Source organism: Mycolicibacterium sp. MU0050 (genome assembly GCF_963378085.1).
Classification (GTDB): Bacteria; Actinomycetota; Actinomycetes; order Mycobacteriales; family Mycobacteriaceae; genus Mycobacterium; species Mycobacterium wendilense.
In genome coordinates this window covers 1754459-1774242 of the sequence record NZ_OY726395.1, presented here as the reverse complement: position 1 = coordinate 1774242, position 19784 = coordinate 1754459, and the positions used below count along the sequence as shown (strand labels likewise).

The 19784-nt window shown below is 70.5% G+C and carries 13 protein-coding genes; 2 read left to right on the top strand and 11 right to left on the bottom strand.

Annotated elements, in window-relative coordinates:
* Positions 1–3: 3 nt before the first annotated feature.
* Genes era through R2K23_RS08410 form a run of 4 tightly spaced genes read right to left on the bottom strand, consistent with a single transcriptional unit; the run spans position 4 to position 3833 of the window.
* Positions 4–930 (bottom strand): GTPase Era, encoded by a 927-nt coding sequence (gene era / locus R2K23_RS08425; protein WP_316515977.1) that lies wholly within the window; start codon positions 928–930, stop codon positions 4–6.
* Positions 927–2228, bottom strand: coding sequence for a hemolysin family protein (locus R2K23_RS08420; protein ID WP_316515975.1), 1302 nt, complete (start codon positions 2226–2228; stop codon positions 927–929). The genes era and R2K23_RS08420 overlap by 4 nt, the downstream gene beginning before the upstream one ends.
* A complete protein-coding gene (gene ybeY / locus R2K23_RS08415) occupies positions 2225–2779 on the bottom strand; it encodes an rRNA maturation RNase YbeY (protein WP_316515974.1) in 555 nt (184 codons plus the stop codon). Before ybeY ends, R2K23_RS08420 begins: the two co-directional genes overlap by 4 nt.
* Before the next feature lie 7 nt (positions 2780–2786).
* Positions 2787–3833: a PhoH family protein gene (locus tag R2K23_RS08410; protein WP_316515971.1), complete on the bottom strand. Its 1047-nt coding sequence runs from the start codon at positions 3831–3833 to the stop codon at positions 2787–2789.
* Between the two features lie 178 nt (positions 3834–4011).
* Here R2K23_RS08410 and R2K23_RS08405 point away from each other — a divergent pair, with 178 nt between their 5' ends.
* Positions 4012–5130 (top strand): GGDEF domain-containing protein, encoded by a 1119-nt coding sequence (locus tag R2K23_RS08405; protein ID WP_316515970.1) that lies wholly within the window; start codon positions 4012–4014, stop codon positions 5128–5130.
* Here R2K23_RS08405 and R2K23_RS08400 read toward each other — a convergent pair.
* From R2K23_RS08400 to hrcA, 3 genes are read right to left on the bottom strand one after another with little or no spacing between them, the layout of a single operon-like run.
* A complete protein-coding gene (locus tag R2K23_RS08400) occupies positions 5127–5870 on the bottom strand; it encodes a 16S rRNA (uracil(1498)-N(3))-methyltransferase (protein WP_316517145.1) in 744 nt (247 codons plus the stop codon). The genes R2K23_RS08405 and R2K23_RS08400 overlap by 4 nt on opposite strands.
* Before the next feature lie 17 nt (positions 5871–5887).
* Entirely contained in the window at positions 5888–7039 is a 1152-nt protein-coding gene (gene dnaJ / locus R2K23_RS08395) for a molecular chaperone DnaJ (RefSeq protein ID WP_316515968.1), read from the bottom strand.
* A 41-nt stretch (positions 7040–7080) separates the two neighbouring features.
* Entirely contained in the window at positions 7081–8124 is a 1044-nt protein-coding gene (gene hrcA / locus R2K23_RS08390; protein WP_316515966.1) for a heat-inducible transcriptional repressor HrcA, read from the bottom strand.
* A gap of 143 nt (positions 8125–8267) precedes the next feature.
* On the opposite strand from hrcA, the gene R2K23_RS08385 reads away from it, so the two are divergent.
* Positions 8268–8576, top strand: a complete 309-nt coding sequence (locus tag R2K23_RS08385; protein WP_316515965.1) for a type II toxin-antitoxin system VapB family antitoxin — start codon at positions 8268–8270, stop codon at positions 8574–8576.
* Between the two features lie 107 nt (positions 8577–8683).
* Here the strand turns inward: R2K23_RS08385 and R2K23_RS08380 are convergent, their stop codons facing one another.
* The 4 genes from R2K23_RS08380 to R2K23_RS08365 are packed head-to-tail and all read right to left on the bottom strand — an operon-like array spanning position 8684 to position 19776.
* Positions 8684–8893 (bottom strand): MbtH family protein, encoded by a 210-nt coding sequence (locus R2K23_RS08380; protein ID WP_316515963.1) that lies wholly within the window; start codon positions 8891–8893, stop codon positions 8684–8686.
* Entirely contained in the window at positions 8871–10163 is a 1293-nt protein-coding gene (gene mbtG, locus R2K23_RS08375) for an NADPH-dependent L-lysine N(6)-monooxygenase MbtG (RefSeq protein ID WP_316515961.1), read from the bottom strand. Before mbtG ends, R2K23_RS08380 begins: the two co-directional genes overlap by 23 nt.
* Positions 10160–14581, bottom strand: coding sequence for an amino acid adenylation domain-containing protein (locus R2K23_RS08370; protein ID WP_316515959.1), 4422 nt, complete (start codon positions 14579–14581; stop codon positions 10160–10162). The genes mbtG and R2K23_RS08370 overlap by 4 nt, the downstream gene beginning before the upstream one ends.
* Entirely contained in the window at positions 14578–19776 is a 5199-nt protein-coding gene (locus R2K23_RS08365) for a non-ribosomal peptide synthetase (protein WP_316517143.1), read from the bottom strand. Before R2K23_RS08365 ends, R2K23_RS08370 begins: the two co-directional genes overlap by 4 nt.
* Between the last annotated feature and the right edge of the window lie 8 nt (positions 19777–19784).

Genomic DNA, 19784 nt, shown 5'->3' with positions numbered 1-19784 from the left:
GCGTCAGAACCCCAGTCGGCCAAGCTGTTTGGGGTCACGCTGCCAATTCTTGGCCACCTTGACCCGCAGCTCCAGATAGACCTTGGTGCCCAGCAGCTTCTCGATCTGGGTGCGCGCGGCGGTGCCGACCTCACGCAGGCGGGCCCCGCCCTTACCGATGACGATGCCCTTCTGGCTGTCCCGCTCCACGTACAGCAGGGCGCGCACGTCGATCAGCGGGTCGTCGGCGGGACGGTCGGGGCGCTCCTCGACCTCGTCGATGACCACGGCCAGCGAATGCGGCAGTTCGTCGCGCACCCCCTCCAGCGCGGCCTCCCGGATCAGCTCGGCCATCAGGACTTCCTCGGGCTCGTCAGTGAGCTCCCCGTCGGGATAGAACGCCGGTCCCGGCGGCAGGTGCCCGACGAGCACGCCGATCAGTTCCTCGACCTGGGTGCCCGCGACCGCGGAAACCGGGATGATTTCCCGGGCGTGCTCGCCGAATTCCTGGTCGACCGCCACCAATTGGGCCGCGACGCGCTCCTTGGGCACCTTGTCGATCTTGGTGACGATGACAATCAGCGTGGTCCGTGCGGCCACCTCGCGGATCTGCTGGAAGATCCAGCGGTCCCCCGGTCCGATCGCCTCGTCGGCCGGGATGCACAGGCCGATGACGTCGACCTCGCTGTAGGTGTCGCGCACCAGGTCGTTGAGGCGTTGCCCCAGCAGCGTGCGCGGGCGGTGCAGCCCGGGGGTGTCCACCAGGACGATCTGGAAGTCCGGCCGGTGCACGATGCCCCGGATGGTGTGCCGGGTGGTCTGGGGCCGGTTCGAGGTGATCGCGACCTTGCTGCCCACCAGCGCGTTGGTGAGCGTGGATTTCCCGGTGTTGGGCCGGCCCACCAGACAGACGAAGCCCGAACGGAACTCCGTCTCAGCCTTTGACGTCACCGGGACTCCTCATCCGAATCAGGTTCTGGGTCAACGGGTCTGACCAGGACAGTGCCGATCCGCACCCGGCCGCGATGGTCGTTGCCGCCCTCGGCGCGCAGCCGCAGTCCGTGCGAGACCACCTCCGCGCCGGGCAGCGGCACCCGGCCCAGTTCCAGGCCCAACAGCCCGCCCACGGTGTCCACGTCGAGGTCGTCCTCGAACTCCACGCCGTCGTACAGTTCGCCGAGGTCCTCGATGGACAGCCGGGTCGAGACGCGGTAGCAGCGGTCACCGAGCTCCTCGATGGGGGCGATCTCGTCGGCGTCGTACTCGTCGGCGATCTCGCCGACGATCTCCTCCAACACATCCTCGATGGTCACCAGCCCGGCGATCGCGCCGTACTCGTCGACCAGCAGCACCATGTGGTTGCGGTCGCGCTGCATCTCGCGCAGCAACTCGTCGAGCCGCTTGGAGTCCGGGACGAACACTGCCGGCCGCAGCAGGTCGGCGATCTGGGTGTCACTGCCCCCGCTGACCGAGTGATACGTCTGCTGCACAAGGTCTTTGAGGTACACGACCCCGACGATGTCGTCGACGTTCTCGCCGATCACCGGGATCCGCGAATGCCCGCTGCGCACCGCCAGCGAGGTCGCCTGACCGGCGTTCTTGTCCGACTCGATCCACACCATCTCGGTGCGCGGCACCATCACCTCGCGCGCCGGGGTGTCGCCGAGTTCGAACACCGACTGGATCATCCGGCGTTCGTCGTCGGCCACCACGCCGCTCTGCTGGGCCAGGTCCACCACCTCACGCAACTCGATCTCGGAGGCAAACGGTCCGTTGCGGAAGCCACGGCCCGGCGTCAGCGCGTTGCCGAGCAGGATCAGCAGCCGACTGATCGGGGCCAGCAACAACGAAATCCCTTGCAGTGGAAGGGCCGATGCCAGCGCGATCGAGTAGGCGTTCTGCCGCCCCACGGTGCGCGGCCCGACGCCGATCACCACGAAGCTGACCACCACCATCACCGCGGCCGCGGTCAGCAGCGCCCACCCCACGGTCATCAGGTCCCGCAGGTACTCCACCAACAGCACCGTGGCCGTGGTCTCGCAGGCGATGCGCAGCAGCACCACCAGGTTGATGAAGCGCGGACGTTCGTGGACCAGCCGGGCCAGCCGGATGGCACCGGGGCGCTCGTCGCGCACCATCTCCTCGATGCGCGCCATCGACACCGTGCTGATGGCGGCGTCGATGGCGGCGAACAACCCACCGAGGCACACCAGGGCGATCGCGCCCAGTAACGGCGCCAGTTCGGTCACAGTTGATCGTCGGCGGTGGGCGTCATGAAGTACTGCGACTTACCCAGCAGGCTGCTGTCCCGCTCGGCCTGCCGGCTGCGGCGGTAGAGCTGGGCCTGATCGTGGTACCAGTCCTCGAGCAGCTGACGCTGCAACGCGAACATCTCCTTCTCCTCGTCGGGCTCGGCGTGGTCGTACCCGAGCAGATGCAGCACGCCGTGCACCGTCAGCAGCGCCAGTTCATGCTCGACGTCGTGGCCGGCGGCCTTGGCCTGCTCGGCGGCGAACTGCGGACACAACACGATGTCGCCCAGCATCGACGGCCCGGGCTCGGAGGCGTCGGGCCGGCCGCCCGGCTCCAGCTCGTCCATCGGGAAACTCATCACGTCGGTGGGCCCGGGCAGGTCCATCCAGCGCATGTGCAGATCGGCCATCGAGGCGGTGTCGAGCAGCACCATCGACAGTTCCGCGGCCGGGTTGACGTTCATCTTGTCGATGACGAACCGGGCGACGCTGATCAGCTCCTCCTCGGAGACATCCAGCCCGGATTCGTTGGACACCTCGATGCTCACGACCGGCTCACCTTCGCGCGCGCCGGGTCGCGCGGTTGCCGATGCCGTCGTCGGCTCGCGCCCCGGCCTTCTCGTAGGCGTCGACGATCTCCGAGACCAGCCGGTGCCGGACGACGTCGGCGCTGGTGAGTTCGGAGACGTGGATGTCGTCGATGCCGTCCAGGATGTCGACGGCGGCACGCAAACCGGACCGCGCCCCGCCGGGCAGATCCACCTGGGTGACGTCGCCGGTGACGACGATCTTGGCGCCGAAGCCCAGCCGGGTCAGGAACATCTTCATCTGCTCGGGCGTGGTGTTCTGCGCCTCGTCGAGGATGATGAACGCGTCGTTGAGGGTGCGGCCGCGCATGTAGGCCAACGGCGCCACCTCGATGACCCCGGCGCTCATCAGCTTGGGGATCGCCTCCGGATCCATCATGTCGTGCAAGGCGTCGTACAGCGGCCGCAGGTACGGGTCGATCTTCTCGCTCAGCGTGCCCGGCAGGAAGCCCAGCCGCTCGCCGGCCTCGACCGCGGGTCGGGTCAGGATGATGCGGTTGACCTGCTTGGTCTGCAGGGCGTGCACCGCCTTTGCCATGGCCAGGTAGGTCTTTCCGGTGCCGGCGGGGCCGATGCCGAACACGATCGTGTTGGCGTCGATCGCGTCGACATAGCGCTTCTGGTTCAGCGTCTTGGGGCGAATGGTGCGACCGCGGCGCGACAGGATGTCGAGCGTGAGCACCTCGGCCGGGGACGCGTCCTCCGCGCCGTCGACCATCGCGACACTGTGGCGGACCGCGTCGGGGGTCAGGGTCTGACCGCTGCCGACGATGGCGAGAAGTTCGGTGAGGACCCGTTCGGCCAGCGCCACGTCGGCGGGCGGCCCGGTCAGGGTGACGGCGTTGCCGCGGACATGCAGGTCGGCGTCCAGACTGCGTTCCAACACCCGCAGATTTTCGTCGGCAGAGCCCAGCAGGCCCACAACCAGGTCGGGCGGCACATTGATGCTGCTTTTCACCGAGGTACCCGCAGATACTGCGGAGGCGGGAGCGGCGTTTGTCTCGCGGGGCGTCACGTGGGCTTTTCTGCCTGCTTTCTGGCTATGGGCCGGTTTGCTCAGTGCTGCGAGTCTACCGCCGTCAATCACGGCAACCCAATGATTACCGCAGTGCGGCCGCGTAGCCTGAGGGACATTAGTTGCACGTCCGTACGGTTGCGATTGCGGACGTCGGTTGGAGGAGCAGCACGTTGTCATGATTCGGACATTGCGTGCCTGGCGACGGCAGCCCGACCACTACTACTGGATCACGGCGCTGCTGGCCTCCCGCGGGGCGGAGGCGTCCACCACCCGCGTGGTGTCGACGCTGATCGCCAGCCTGGCGTTTCTGCCGATCATCATGGTCTTCTCCCCCGCCGGCCCGCAGGGCCCGGTCAACGTGGGCATCTCACTGACGGTCGCCGCGATCGCCATCGGGCTGGCCCTGTGGTGGCGGCGCGCGCACTGGCCGAGCCGACGGCAGTCGTTGTGGTTCGTCACGCTGGTGTCTGTGGGCGTCGCCGCCGTCGCGCTGATCCAGTCGAATCCGGTCAGCGGCATCTTCGCCACCTGTGCCTTCGCCGGAATCAGCGGCTACCTGGTCTTCTTCCACACCGCCCGGCATGTGTCGACCATGATGGCCGCGACCGTGGTCGCGAGCGCCATCCCGGCCTACCGCCTGGCCCAGGCCGGCGATCCGATCTGGGCCGGGGGCATGGTCACCGCGGTGCTGGTGATCATCCTGACCGCGACGGTGGGGTGCCAGGCCTTCGTCGAGATGCTCGGCCAGGCCACGATGGGCCGAGACCTCGAGCCGGTGACGGGACTGTTGAACCGCGCGGCGTTCTACGAAGCCGCCGGGACGTTCATCGCCTCCCGCAGCCGCGTCGACGACCGCCACCTGGTGATCCTGGTGGTCAGCCTGGACAACTTCACGTTGTTCACCCCCGCGCACGCCACCTCCGCGCGGGTCGCCGCGGGCCGCGCCATGCGCGAAACCACCCGCCGCGACGCCGTCGTCGCCCACATCACCGACAGCGAATTCCTGGTCGCCGACAGTTTCGCCGCCCCCGACGCCAGCGCCCTGGTGGAACGGATCCGCAGCGCCATCCGCAGCACCCCGCTTCGGCTGACCACCAGCATCGGCGTGGTGTGCACCCCGATGAACGGGCTGGCGTCCTGCCCGCCCTACGAGCTGCTCGACGAGTTGACGGCGCTGGCCACCAAGGTCATGTACGACGCGCGCCGAGCCGGCGGCAACCAGGCGCAGTACGTGGTCTGTGAGCGGCCGGCATGCCTGGACAACTTCCCCGGCAGCGCCGAGGACGTGGGTTAGCTCCAGCGCGGAGTCAGCACGCCCAGCGCGCCGAGCGCGACCGCGGCCGCCGTGGAGGTGCGCAACACGGTGGGCCCCAACCGCACCGCATGCGCCCCGGCGTCAGTCAGGGTGGCGATCTCCGCGTCGGTGATACCACCCTCGGGACCCACCACGAGCATGATCGAATTTGCCTGCGCCAACGGGAGTTCGGTCAACTCGGTCAGGGCGGCGCTTGCCGACTCGTGCAACGCCAGCACCACATCGCAGGCCGCGGCCCGCGCCACGACGTCGGGGGTGCCCAGCGGGCCGGAAACCGCCGGGATGAACGCGCGCCGCGACTGCCGGGCCGCCGACCGCGCCACCGCGCGCCAGCGCCGCAGCCCCTTGTCGGCGCGGGCACTGTCCCAGCGGGCCACGCACCGCGCGGCCTGCCAGGCGAGCACCTCGTCGGCGCCGGCCTCGGTGGCCAATTCGACGGCCAGCTCGGAACGCTCCGCCTTGGGGATGGCCTGCACCACCGTGACGGACGGCCGCGCGGGCCGCACGCTGCGCCGCGCCAACACCTCGGCGGTCAGCTCCCGCTTGCCGGCGCCGGCCACCACGCAGTCGGCCAGTTCGCCGGCGCCGTCGGAGAGCACGACGGGTTCCCCGGGACGCAACCGCCGCACGGTGGCGGCGTGGAACCCCTCGTCGCCGTCGACGACGGCCAGTCCCCCGACGTCGGGGACCTCGGCAACGTAGAACAGCGCGTGCGAAATGAGGTGCGGGTCCTTTGTCAGCGACCCGAGAAGGTCTCGCGCAACCGGCTGAAGATGCCGCCGCCGTTGTTCTGACCGCCCGACTGGGCCGACCGCACCTGCGCGACGTCGCGGCCGCGGTGTTCCTTGAGCTTGCGCAGCAGGTCGGTGTCGGCCGCGTCGAGCTTGGTGGGCACCACAACGTCGATGTGGGCGTGCAGGTCGCCGCGCACCCCGGAGCGCAGATGCGGCATGCCGTGGCCGCGGAGGGTGATCACCGCGTCGGGCTGGGTGCCGGGCGGGATGACGATGTCGACCGCGCCGTCGAGGATGTCGTCGACAGCGACGGTGGTGCCCAGCGCGGCGTCGACCATCGGCACCTCGACCGTGCAATGAAGGTGGTCGCCCTCGCGGACGAAGACGTCGTGCGCCTGTTCGTGCACCTCGACGTAGAGGTCGCCGGCCGGGCCGCCGCCGGGACCCACCTCGCCCTGGGCCGCGAGCCGCACGCGCATGCCGTCGCCCACGCCGGCGGGGATCTTCACGCTGATCTCCCGGCGCGCCCGCACCCGGCCGTCGCCGCCGCAGCGGTGACACGGGTCGGGGATCACCTCGCCGACGCCACGGCAGGTGGGGCAGGGCCGCGAGGTCATCACCTGACCCAGCAGCGACCGCTGCACGCTGGACACCTCGCCCATGCCGCCGCAGGTGTCGCAGGACACCGGCTTGGAGTCGCCGTTGGTGCCCTTGCCGTGGCAGCGGTCGCACAAGATGGCGGTGTCGACGGTGACCTGCTTGGTCACTCCCGTCGCGCACTCGGCGAGATCCAGCCGCAACCGCAGCAGCGAATCCGAGCCCGGGCGCACCCGGCCGACGGGCCCCCGCGAGGCGGTGCCGCCGCCGAAGAACGCCTCGAAGACGTCGCCGAGGCCGCCGAAGCCGCCGGGGAACCCGGCGCCGTTTGCGGAGGCGTTGTCCAACGGGTCGCCGCCGAGGTCGACGATGCGCCGCTTCTCCGGATCCGACAGCACCTCGTAGGCCGCCGAGATCTCCTTGAACCGGGCCTGCGCCTCCTCGTCCGGGTTGACGTCGGGATGCAGCTCCCGCGCGAGCTTGCGGTAGGCGCGCTTGAGCTCCGCATCACTGGCGCCCTTGCTCACGCCGAGCAGACCGTAGTAGTCGCGTGCCACTCGTGTTCCCCACACTTCTCTGACTAGCCGGGCGGACGTCGTTACCGAGCGCCCAAGACCTCACCGATGTAAAGAGCAACTGCGGCGACGCTGGCGATAGTTCCCGGATAGTCCATCCGGGTGGGTCCGAGCACCCCCATGCCGCCGTAGACCGTGTCCATTGTGCCGTACGTCGTGGACACCACCGACGTCCCGGCCATCTCCTCGGCCCCGGAGGCCATCTGGGCCTCGTGCCCGATGCGCACGGTGACCTTGCCCGCCTCCTGCTTGGCCGCCAGCAGCTTGAGCACCACCACCTGCTCCTCGAGCGCCTCGAGGACCGAGCGCAGCGAGCCGCCGAAGTCCGCGGTGTTGTTGGTCAGGTTGGCCGTTCCGCCGGTGAGCAACCGCTCCTCACGATGTTCGACGAGGGATTCCAGCAGCACCGTCGCCGAGCGGCCGACGGCGTCACCCAGTCCGCCGGTGCCGTCGAGCTGGCTGGCCAGGTCGGCCACGGCGACCGAGGCCGCCGCCATCTTCTTGCCGTCGAGCGCCTTGCCCAGCAGGTCGCGCAGCTGGCCGAGCTGATGTTCGTCGATGGGGTCGCCGAGTTCGACGATGCGCTGATCGACGCGGCCGGAGTCGGTGATGACCACCAGCAGCAACCGCGCCGGCGACAGCGCGACCACCTCGATGTGTCGCACCGTCGACGACGACAGCGTCGGGTACTGCACCACGGCGACCTGCCGGGTCAGCTGAGCGAGCAGCCGCACCGACCGCCGCAGCACGTCGTCCAGGTCGACGCCGGACTCCAGGAAGTTCAGGATGGCCTTGCGTTCCGGCGAGGACATCGGCTTGACGTGATCGAGCCGGTCGACGAACTCCCGATACCCCTTCTCGGTGGGCACCCGGCCGGAGCTGGTGTGCGGCTGGGCGATGTAGCCCTCGGCCTCCAGCACTGCCATGTCGTTGCGGATCGTGGCGCTCGACACACCGAGGTTGTGCCGCTCGACCAGCGACTTGGACCCGATGGGCTCCTTGGTCGCCACGAAGTCGGCGACGATGGCGCGAAGCACTTCGAAGCGACGATCTTCGGCACTGCTCATGCCCGAAACCACCCTTCTCCTAGCGCGTGAACTACCTGCGGAGACCCATTTTACGATCCACCCTGCTACACAGGCCGTCCAGCGACTAGCCTCAAGACGGCCATGTCGAGCTGGGGGCATGCACGGGAAGACGGCGCTGAAAGATGATTTTCAAGGGTGTCCGGGACGGTAAGCCGTACCCCGACCACGGGTTGACCCACCGGGACTGGTCGAAAATCCCGCCTCGGCAGATCCGCCTCGACGAGTTGGTGACGACCACCACTGTGCTCGCCCTCGACCGGCTGCTCTCCGAAGACTCGACCTTCTACGGTGACTTGTTCCCGCACGCCGTGAAGTGGCAGGGCATCGTCTACCTCGAGGACGGGCTGCACCGGGCCGTGCGGGCCGCGCTGCGCAACCGCACGATCTTGCACGCGCGGCTGTTCGACATGGACGTGCTGGCCCCGGCCTGACCTTCACCTCGCCGAGCATGCGGATTCGTCCGCGCTCACGGCGTGTCTCGGGTGGTTTCGCAGTGTCGGGGGGGTCGGGCCGGCTCCAGTAGACCGAGCAGCGCGAGCTAGCCGATGGCCTCGCGCAGGCTGCGCGGGCGGATGTCGGTCCAGTTCGCCTCGATGTAGGCCAGGCAATCGGAGCGCGAGGCCGCACCGAAGACGTTCTGCCACCCCGCCGGCACATCGGCGAACGCCGGCCACAGGCTGTGCTGATCCTCGTCGTTCACCAGCACGTAGAAGGTGCCGTTGTCGTCATCGAAGGGGTTGGTGCTCATAGTTTCTCCTACTCGCGCGGTCAGGGTTGTCGATCAGGTCGGTGCCCAGCACCCGGTCGGACAGCAGACCCAGGCAGCTCAGGTTCGGGAATCCGGGGCCCTGGTTGAGCCCGGACAGGTTGGGCAGGAACAGCTTCGGCGTCAGGTGTGAGACGGCCAGGTCGTAGCCCATCGACTCCTGCAGCCGGTCCCCGGTCATCGGGCCGCCGAGTCCCAGCTCGATGAGATCCAGCGCGTCCTGGTTGAACAGCTCGGTGAACCACAACGCGTCGGCGCCGGAACCGTCGATCACCAGGTCGAAGCCGTGCACGGTCTCCAGCGGTTCCCCGGCCCGATCGCTGTGCAGTGTGAGCCGGATCTGCTCGTCGCGCGCCACCGCGTGGGCCACCCGCCCGCGCAGGTGCCGGATCCGGTCGTCGGCCAGCAGCGCGTCCTGCACCCGCGCCGAGAACACCCCGCGGTCGGTCCGCGCGATCGCGTCCTTGCGCTCGGCCAGCGTCAGGCCCGCCCAGTGGGTCGGATCCGAGAACAACGTGTTCTCGAAGAACCCTTCGCCGCGGGTGAACAGGGTCACCTGTGGAGAGATCACCGTGATGGTCGAAACCCGGTGCGCGAAAAGTTCGTTCAGGATCGCCGCGGCGGTCTCGCCGCCCCCGATCACCACCACCCGCTCGGCGCTGATCCGCTCGTGGGCCGCGGCCCGGTGCCAGAACTCGGCGATGGACAGCACCCGCGGATTGCCGGGCAGGATCGACCGCTCCGGCTGGCCGGGCCCGGTGACCATCACCGCGTCGGCGCGGATGGTGGTCTCGTCGGTGGCCAGCGCCCAGCGCCGGCCGTCCACGCCGATGCTGGTGACCTCGCCGCGCACCACGTTCATGTTCACCTTGTCGGCGACCCAGCGCAGATACTGCGCCCACTTGCGGTGGGCGGGAGCCGGACGGCCCCGGTCGATCCACTCGGCGAACTGCCCGGTGGCCACCAGGTACGACTGCCAGCTGTAGCGCATCATCCGCTCGTCCAGTTCGGCGTTGCGCCGCGGCACCAGCGAGGACCGGTACGGGAAGCCGACGTCCTTCTCCGGTCCGGTACCCAGCCGATGGTTGCCGTCGGTCCACCCACCGGCCGGTTGCCAATTGGCAGCCACCGCGCTGCGTTCCACGGCGACGACGTCGGGCACCGGGACGCCCATGTCGCGCAGGACCGCGGCCTTGGCGGCCACCGCCACCGCCTTGGGCCCGGCGCCGATTATCGCCAGCGTGCCGGTCATGGTGCGACCTCCCTTGCAACGTCGGTCAGTGCGTCCTCCCACAGCGATTGCAGGACGGCGATGTCGTCGGCGGTGAAGATGTCCGGCAGCGCCCGCCACTGGGTGGCCACCCGCGGCGCGCCGGTGTTCGGGTCGAGCATGACCGCCGCGGTGATGGTGAGTTCGTGCAGCACCGCCAGATCGGGCTCGGGCAGCAGCGAGGCACCGGCCAGCAGGCCGCGGTCCAGCTCAGCCGCCCCGCCGCGGGCGGCCTCGGTGCGACCGAGGTAGTTCAGCATGATCTGCGGTTCGGCGTGCGCGCGCAGCTGCGCGGCCGTGTCGGGGCGCAGATACCGCAGCAGGCCGTAATCGATGCCGTCGCCGGGGATCTGGGGAAGCCCGGTCGTGGGCGCGACCCGGACGGGATAGATCGCGCTGAACAACCCCACCGTCTCGCCGGTGTCGGTGCGTCCGTCGGGGTCGACCACGGCATCCGCGCGGCCGTGGGTCTCCACGGCCAGCAACGGGGTCGGGGTGGCCTGGCCGCGGCGACGGCGCCAGGCCGTCACCATCCGGGCCGCCGCGGCGGCCAGCAGGTCCGTCATCGGCGTCGTCGCTGCCAACAGTCGCTCGGTGACGTCGTCGTCGCTGATCGACAGGCTCACCTGAAGATTCGCGGCCCGATCGGTCTCCGGGCGCACCCGGCGCGCACCGAGATCGGGGTCCTCGCCGCGCAGCTGGGACAACCAGAATTCGCAGGTGTCGAGCTTGAGCGCCCGCTCACCGAGTCGGTGCGACCACTGCCGGTAGCCGGTGTGTTCGCGCACCGCCACCGGCTGGTGGCCGCCGGCCAGCGCGTGCCAACCCGCGTCCAGCTCGCCGAGCAGGATGCGCCACGACGCGGGGTCCAGCGCCAGGACATGGGCGGTGAGCACCAGCACGCCCGGACCGTCGTCGGTTCGGACCCAGACCGCCGAGAGCAGCCGACCCTGTTGCGGGTCAAGGCTTTCCACGGAGCGGCTGGTCTGCTCGACGACCGCGGCGGCCAGATCACCCTCGGCGCGCACCTCGCTGAACACCTCGACGGCATCCGGATTGGGCACCAGGGTCATGGTGTCGAGATCCAAGCGGCAGCGCAGCACCTCGTGGCCGGCGACGATCGTGTCCAGCACCGCGCGCAACTGCGCACCGGTGGTGCCCTGCGGCAGTCGGATCGCCTCGGTCTGGGCCAGCCGCCGCGGCGACCCGTACTCGTAGAGCCAGTGCACGTTGGGCAGCACCGGGATGGGGCCCGTCGCGGCTGCGCCGTCCGCGGCGGCCTCGGGTTCGGCCGGCTCGGCGTCGATGGCCGCGGCGAGCTCGCGGATCGACGCGCATTCGAGCATCAGCCTGGCCCGCAGCGGAATACCGCGCCGGCGTGCGGCCTGTACCACCGACAGGGCGACGATGCTGTCCAGGCCCATGGCCAGCAGGTCCGCGGCCACGTCCACCGTCGGAGTTTCCAGCAGTTCGGCCACCACCTCGGCCAGGGCGGCCTCGGTGGCGGTCTCGGGGGTGGCGATCGGTCCGTCGTCGGTGTCGCCGTCGGCGGCCGCCAGCGCCCGCTCGTCGACCTTGCCGTGCGCGGTCAGCGGCAGCTCGTCGAGCACCACGATGCGGTGCGGCACCAGGTAGCGGGGCAGGCGCGCCGTGAGCATGGCGCGGACCTCGGCGACGGGCAGTTCGGTGCCCCCGGTGCCCGCGTAGGCGATCAGCCGTGGCCCGCTGCGGTGCGCCCGGACCGCGACGTGCGCGGTCTGCACCAGCGGGTGGGCCAGCAGCGCCGCGGTGATCTCGCCGGGCTCCACCCGGTAGCCGCGGATCTTGACCTGGTCATCCGAGCGGCCCAGGTAGTACAGCTCACCGCTGGGGCCGCGGCGCACCACGTCGCCGGTGCGGTACATGCGGGCGCCGGGATTGGCCGGATCGGCGACGAACCGGCCGGCCGTCTCGCCGGGCCGGCCCAGATAGCCCCGGGTCGCCTGTGCGCCGGACAGGTACAGCTCGCCGGCCACGCCGTCGGGGACCGGCCGCAGCCAGGAGTCGAGCACCTGGGCCCCGGTGCCGATGTTGGTCCGCCCGATGGTCGGCTGCGGGTACTCGGCGATGGGTGCCACCACGGCCTCGACCGTGGTCTCGGTGGGCCCGTAGCAGTTGTAGGCGGCCATGCCGGTGCGCTCGCACGCCTCGCGGATGTTGCGCCAGGTGCCGATGCCGATGGCCTCGCCGCCCAGCGCCAGCACCGTCAGCGGCACCCGGGTGAGCAGTCCCACGTTGTACAGCTGGGCGAACATCGACGGCGTGGTGTCGATCAAGTCCACGTCGTGCCGGTCGATCAGGTCGACCAGCGCCTCGGCGTCGCGCTGCACGGCGTCGCCGACGATGTGCACGCCGTGCCCGTCGAGCAGGCCCGCCAGCGGCTGCCAGGCCGCGTCGAAGGTGAACGACCACGCATGCGCGATGCGCAGTGGTCGTCCCAGCCGGGTCGCGGCGGGGGTCAGCACCTTCACGGCATGGTCGGCCGCATACGCCAGCACCGCACCGTGAGTTCCGATGACGCCCTTGGGTTTTCCGGTGGTCCCGGAGGTGAACACCGCGTAGGCGGCCTGTTCCCCGGTGGTGCGGGCGGGCCGGTAGCCGGCCGGCGGATCCTCGGCGGCTGCCGGCCAGTCGCTGTCGATGACCACCTGGGCGTTGCTCTGCGCGACGATGTCCGCGATCCGTTCGGCCGGCATCGTCGGATCCAACGGGACGATCATGCCGCCGGCCTTGAGCACCGCGAACATCGCGATCACGTACTGCGGGCCGCGGGGCAGGTTGATCGCCACCGGCGATTCGGCACCCACACCGCGGTCCAGCAGGACCGCGGCGAGCCGGTCGGCGGCGCGATCCAATTCGGCGTAGCTCAGTTCCCCCTGGTCGTGACTCAGCGCGACCGCGTCCGGGTGACGCGCGGCGATCTGCGCGAACCGCAGATGCACCCCCTCGGCGGTATCGGGTGCGACGGCGGCCGCGCCGGGTTGGGCGGCCGCGCGGATCCGGTCGACCTCCTCGGCGAACAGGGTGCCGACCGCACGCAGCGGGTTGTCCCACAGCGCGATCAGATCCTGCGTGGTGGCGATGACGCGGCGGCCGAGTTCGGCCGGGTCGACGGTACCGAGGGCGCCCTCGAGCGTCTCGACGAGCACGGTCAGTTCGCCGTCGGTCAGGTGCGCGGCGATGGTGACCGGGAAATGCGACAGGCTCTCCAGCGCCGCCGGGGTGAACGTCGCCCCGTTGGCGGTGAACTCGCCGCCGCCGACCAGGCCGCCCGGCGGGAAGTTCTCGTACACCAGCAGGGAATCGAACAGCTCACCGACACCGGCGATCCCGCGTAGTTCGTTGTGCGCCAGGTAGCTGTGCTCGCGCAGTTCCGCCGCCGTGCGCTGCAGCGCCGTGCACTGCTCCCCCACGCTGCACCGCGGGTCCAGCGTGACGCGTAGCGGGACGGTGTTGATGAACAGGCCCACCATCGACTCCACCCCGGACAGTTCGTCGGGGCGGCCGGACACCGTCATCCCGAAGACCACGTCATGGCGGTCGGTGAACACCGAAAGCACGGTGGCCCAGGCCATTTGCACCAGGGTGTTCAGGGTGACCCGGCGGGCGCGAGCGGCCTCGGCCAGCGCGGTGGTGGCGGCCCGGTCCAGCCGTACCTCGCTGCGGCTCGGCAACCCCGGTGCCGGTTCCACATCGGTCAGGGCCGGCGTCAGCAGGGTGGGCCCGGCCAGTCCCCCGAGGTGCCGTTGCCACACCGCGCGGCTGGCCTGCTGATCGCGGGCGGCCAACCAACCGATGTAATCCCGGTAGGGGCGCGGCGAAGTCGGCAGCGCGGCAGGGTCGCCGCCGGCGCGGTACAGCGTGATCAGCTCGCCGACGAACAGCGGCAGCGACCAGCCGTCGATGATGATGTGGTGCGCCATCACCGCCAACCGCCAACGCTGCTGCGGCAATTCGACGAGCAGGAAGCGGATCGCGGGGCCGTGCGCGAGGTCGAACGGCCGTGAGCGCTCGGCGGCCTCCAACGCGGCGGCCTCCTCGGCGTCGTTCGCGCGCCGGTGCGTCCAGGGCACCTCGACGGCCACCGGCACCACCTGCACCGTGCGGCTCAGGTTGCCGCGGAAGAAGCTGGCCCGCAGGTTCGGGTGCCGGGCCAGCATCAGCGCCGCGCACTCCCGCAGCAAGGCGGCGTCCAGCACGCCGGTGACGTCGGCGGCCATCGCGATGACGTACGGGTCCGGTCGGCCGTCCGCGTCGGTGCCGGCCAGCGTCGTCATCGAGAACAGCCCCTGCTGCAGCGGGCTGAGCGCGATGACGTCCTCGATCGCGGGCGCCTGTTTGCTCTGGTCGGCGGCTGTCACTGGGACTCGTTCTCTCCGTTCGGCGTACCCCACGACGCGGTGAGCTCGGCCAGTTCGTCGTCGGAGAGCCCCGAGGCGGCCATGGGTGCGTGCCGGGTGTCCGCCGCGGCCTCCTCGGCCCCGCCGGCCGCCCCCGCTTCGGGCAGCGCAGGTGCGCTGTCGACGACCTCGGCCAGTTCCTGCAGCACGGGGTGTTCGAACACCATGCGCGCCTTGAGGTTCAGCCCCGCGTCACGGGCGCGGGCCGCCAGCTGCACGGCCAGGATGCTGTCGCCGCCCAGGGTGAAGAAGTCGTCGTGACGACCCACATCGGTCACGTCGAGGACCTTTTCGAGCATGGCCGCCAGGGTGCGCTCGGTGTCGGTGCTCGGCGGTTCGGTCGACCGTGGGGCCGCCGCCGGCACCGGCGCGGGCAGCCCGCCGGTCCGGCCCAGCAACTCGAGGATGCCGTCGTCGGTCCACCGGCCGCGCTCGCCGGTGCGGAACAACCGCGAACCGGCCTCGGCCGCAAAGGGATCGGCCACCAGCCGGACCGCTGTGTCGACGGCCCGGCCATACCGGCCCGCGGCCAGCGGGCCGCCGGCGGTGTAGATCTCGCCGACCACCCCGGCCGGCACCGGCTTGAGGGTCTCGTCGAGCACGTAGACCCGGGCCGACCCGCCGGCGGCGCTCCAGTCCGTCAGAATGCGTTGCCGCTCGGCGGGATCGACGACCTCGATGTCTCGCAGCGTGATGTCCGGGTTCTCGGCGAACGTCTCGATCACCCGGCCGAGCCACTCGGTGAACCGGGTCAGGGTGGCGCGGTCGTACAGCTCGGCCCGGTAGATGGCGTGGCACCGGTAACCGTCCTCGCCGGCGAAGAAGCTCAGCTGCAGATCGGCATGCGCGGCGTCGAAGTCCGGTTCCAGCGCCGTGAAGGTGGTGGGCCCGGTGTCGCGGTCGTTGCCGGGATCGATCACCCGGTCCACGGGCAGCTGCTCGCGGACGTGGACGACGACGTCGAACAGCGGGTTGCGCGACAGTGTGCGCGCCGGGCTCACCGCGTCGACCACCTGGTCGAAGGGCAGGTCCTGGTTGGCGTACGCGGCCAGGGCCATGTCCCGGGTGCGGCCGAGCAGCTCGCGCACGGTCGGGTTGCCGCGCAGGTCGTTGCGCAGCACCAGGATGTTGATGAAGAACCCGATCAGCTGGTCGAGTTCGGCCTCGGTGCGCCCGGCGACCGGGCTGCCGATCGGGATGTCGAGTCCGCTGCCGGCCTTGTGCAGCGCCACCGCCACCGCCGCCTGCAGGATCATGAACTCGGTGACGCCGAGCTCGGCCCCCAGGGCGGCCAGCTTCGTGCGGACCGACGCGTCGAGGTCGAACGCGACGGCCTCGCCCACTCCGCTGAGCACCGGCGGGCGCGGGTGATCCGGCCGCAGACCGATGCCCTCGGGCATGCCGCGCAGCTGGTCGATCCAGTAATCCCGTTGCGGCCCGGCGATACCGGCGTCCTCGGCCAACAGCTCGGCCTGCCAGACCCCGTAGTCCGCGTACTGCACCGGCAACGGCGCCCAGTGCGGTCGCTCGCCGGCGCAGCGCGCCTGGTAGGCCACCAGCAGGTCGGTGAACAAGACGTTGGCCGACCAATGGTCACCGGCGATGTGGTGCATGGTCAGCGCGAGCACGTGGGCGCCGTCGGCGCGCAGCACGGCGGCCCGGATCGGCCACTCGTTCTCCAGGTCGAAGATGTGCGCGCGTTCGCGGGCCAGCGCTTCGGTGACCCACCGCGCATCGGTGCCGTCCTCGATGCGCACCGGCAGCCCGGCCGCGGGGTTGACGATCTGGTAGGGCACCCCGTCGATCTCCCGGTAGGTGGTCCGCAGGATCTCGTGCCGGTCCACCAGGTCACCGATCGCCGCGCGCATCGCCTCGATGTCGACGGGGCCGTTGAGCCGCGCCGCGAACGGGATGTTGTTGACCACGCTGGGGCCTTCGACCCGGTAGGTGAACCAGGTCCGCAGCTGCGAGGCCGACAGCGGGGCCGGGCCGTCGTGCGGCGAGGGCACCAGCCGGGGCCGGGCCGGACCGGCCGTGCCGGCGGCCAGGGCGTCGATGTGCCGGGCGATTGCGGCGACCGTGGACAGTTCGAAGATCTCGCGCACCCCGATGTCCACACCGCACGCCGAGCGCACGGCCGCAACGAGTTTCGTGGCCAGCAGCGAGTGCCCGCCGAGTTCGAAGAACGAGTCGTCGGCGCCGACCCGTTCGCGCGCCAGCAGTTCGGCGAACAGCGCCGCCACCCGGCGTTCGGTCGCGGTGTCCGGCTCCCGGAACGCCGTCGCCGAGGCGATCTCCGGCTGCGGCAGCGCGGCCTTGTCGATCTTGCCGTGCGTGGTGATCGGAATCTCTTCGAGCACCACGTATCCGGCCGGCACCATGTACTCCGGCAGCGCTGCGGCGACCCGGGCGCGGATCCGGTCGACGTCCACGGATTCCAGCGGCTCCCCCGCCACCGGGGTCAGGTAGCCCACCAGGCTCTTGCCCAGCTGCGGCAGATCGCTCACGACGACGACGGCCTGCCCGACGCTGGGGTCCACCGAGATGGCCGCGGACACATCGCCGAGTTCGATCCGGAAGCCGCGGATCTTGACCTGCTCGTCGGCGCGGCCGACGAACTCGATGTCGCCGTCGGCGTTGCGGCGCGCCAAGTCCCCGGAGCGGTACAGCCGCCCGCCGACGGTGAACGGGTCGGCGACGAACCGTTCGGCGGTCAGGCCGGGCCGGCGGTGGTAGCCGTGCGCGACATGGGTTCCGCCGATGTAGATCTCGCCGATGACGCCGACCGGGACCGGCTGCAGCGCGTCGTCGAGCAGATACAGCTGCGTGTTGATCTTGGGCTTGCCGATCGGCACGATGCGGGTGCCCTGCTTGCCCTGCACCTTGAACCGGCTGGCGTTGACGATGGTCTCGGTGGGCCCGTAGAAGTTGTGCAGCATCGCGTCGAAGGTGGCGTGGAACTTGTCGGCCACCTCGCCGGGCAGCGGCTCGCCGCCGATCGGGACGCGCTGCAGGGTGCGCCACTGGTTGACGCCGGGCAGCGACAGGAACAGGCCCAGCAGCGACGGCACGAAGTGCATCGCGGTGATGCCCTCGTTGCGCAGCAGGTCGGTCAGGTAGCCGATGTCGTTGAGCCCGCCCGGTTTGTGGATGACGATGCGGGCGCCGCAGGCCAGCGTGCCGAACACCTCGCCGATGGAGATGTCGAAGCTGGGCGAGGCGACCTGCAGCAGCCGGTCGTTCGCGTCGATCTGGTAGTCACCCTGGAACCAGACGAAATACTCCGCGATGGGCCGGTGCGGCACCGGCACGCCCTTGGGTTGCCCGGTGGTGCCCGAGGTGTAGATCAGGTAGGCGGTGTTCTCCGGGGTCAGCGGGCAGACCCGCTCGGCGTCGGTGGGGTCTTCGATGCGGTGGTTCTCCAGCCCGGTGATGGGTTCGCGGACAACCAGTTTCGCGTCGCAGTCGCCGAGGATGAAGTCCAGCCGGTCCTGCGGATAGGTCGGGTCGACCGGCAGGTACACCGCGCCGGCCTTGACGATGCCGAGCGCGGTGATGACCAGCTCGGGCGACTTGTCCAGCAGCACCGCGACGCGGTCCTCCGCGCCGATGCCCCGCTCGATGAGCCAGTGCGCCACCTGGTTGGCGGCCTCGTTGATCTCGCGGTAGGTGTAGCGCCGTCCCTCGTAGACCACCGCGATCGCGTCCGGGGTGCGCTGCACCTGGGCGGTCACCAGGTCGCCGAGGGTGGCCGGCGGGGTCTCGAACCGCTCGCCGTGCGACATCTCCGTGAGCCACTCGGTATCAGCGTCGTCGAGCAGGCGCAGCCGTCCCAGCGCGGTGTCCGGGGCGGCCAGCGCGCCGTCGAGCAGCACCGAAAAATGGTGCAGCAGTTGGCGGGCCAGGGCCGGCTCCATGATCTCCACCAGATGCTCGGCCTCGACCAGGACTCCGGTGCGGTCGAACTCGATCATGAAGCCCAGCGGCAACTGCGTCAGCTGGGCGCGGAGCTCGGCACGCCGGCACTGCACTCCCGGCGGGCAGAAGCCGCCGCCGTCGGGTTCGCGGAACCCGAAGCTGACCCGGGTCATGCGCTCGGCGCCGTGCCGCCGGTCCGGGTTGAGTTCGCGGACCATCCGGTCGAGGTTGACGCGCTGATGCGCGAACGCGCCCAGCGCCGTCTCCCGGGTCTGGCTCAGCAGGTCGCGGAACGTCAGCCCGGCGGTGGGACGCAGCCGCATCGCCACGGTGTTGCCGTAGTAGCCGATGGTGTCCTCGGCCTCGGCGTCCCGGTTGAGCACCGGGGTGACCACCAGGAAGTCGTCGCTGTGGGTGTAGCGGTGGATCAGGGCGCCGAACGCCGCGAGCAGCACCATGTACGGAGTGCAGCCGGAGTCCTTGGCCAGCTCGGCGACCCGTCCCGCCGTCTCGGGCGACAGCCGCACCGCGCTGCGCGCCGAGCGCCAGTTGGTGGGCACGGCCGACCCGTTGGGGCCGGGCAGCTCGAGCGGCTCGGGCATGTCGGCCATCACCGTGCGCCAGTAGGCGACGTCCTCGTCGATCGCGGCGTCGCTGGTCACCTCTCCGGAACGGCGCGGTTCCGGATCCAGCTCGGCGCCGTTGTAGGCGCGGGTCAGATCACCGAAGAACACGCGCCAGGCGCCGTCGTCCCAGGCGATGTGATGGGCGACCAGCAGCATCACGTGCTCGTCGGGGGCGGTGCGCACCAGGGTGATGCGCAGCGGCGAATCCTTGGTCAGGTCGAACGGGGCAGCGAACTCCCGCTGCGCCAGGACCTCCAGGCGCAACTGGCGGGCGTGTTCGGAAAGCTCGGCCAGGTCGTGGCTGGCCCACCCGGGACGCAGGTCGGGGTCCACCCTGGGGTGCGGCTCCCCGTTCTCATCCGCGTGATACGTGGTCCGCAAGATGCTGTGCCGCACGGCCACCGCATCGAGCGCCTCGTGCAGCTTCGCGGCGTCCAGCACGCCGGTGAGTCGGTAGGAGACGCAGATGTTCAGCAGCGCGCCGCTGGGATCGGCGGCCTGGGTGAACCACATCCGCAACTGACCGTCCGAAAGCCGGTCCGCGGCAGCCGGCGTCGTCGGGGCGGCACCGGCGGAATTCGACAGCCCACGTTCGCTCAGCTTGCGTCGCATCAACTCGA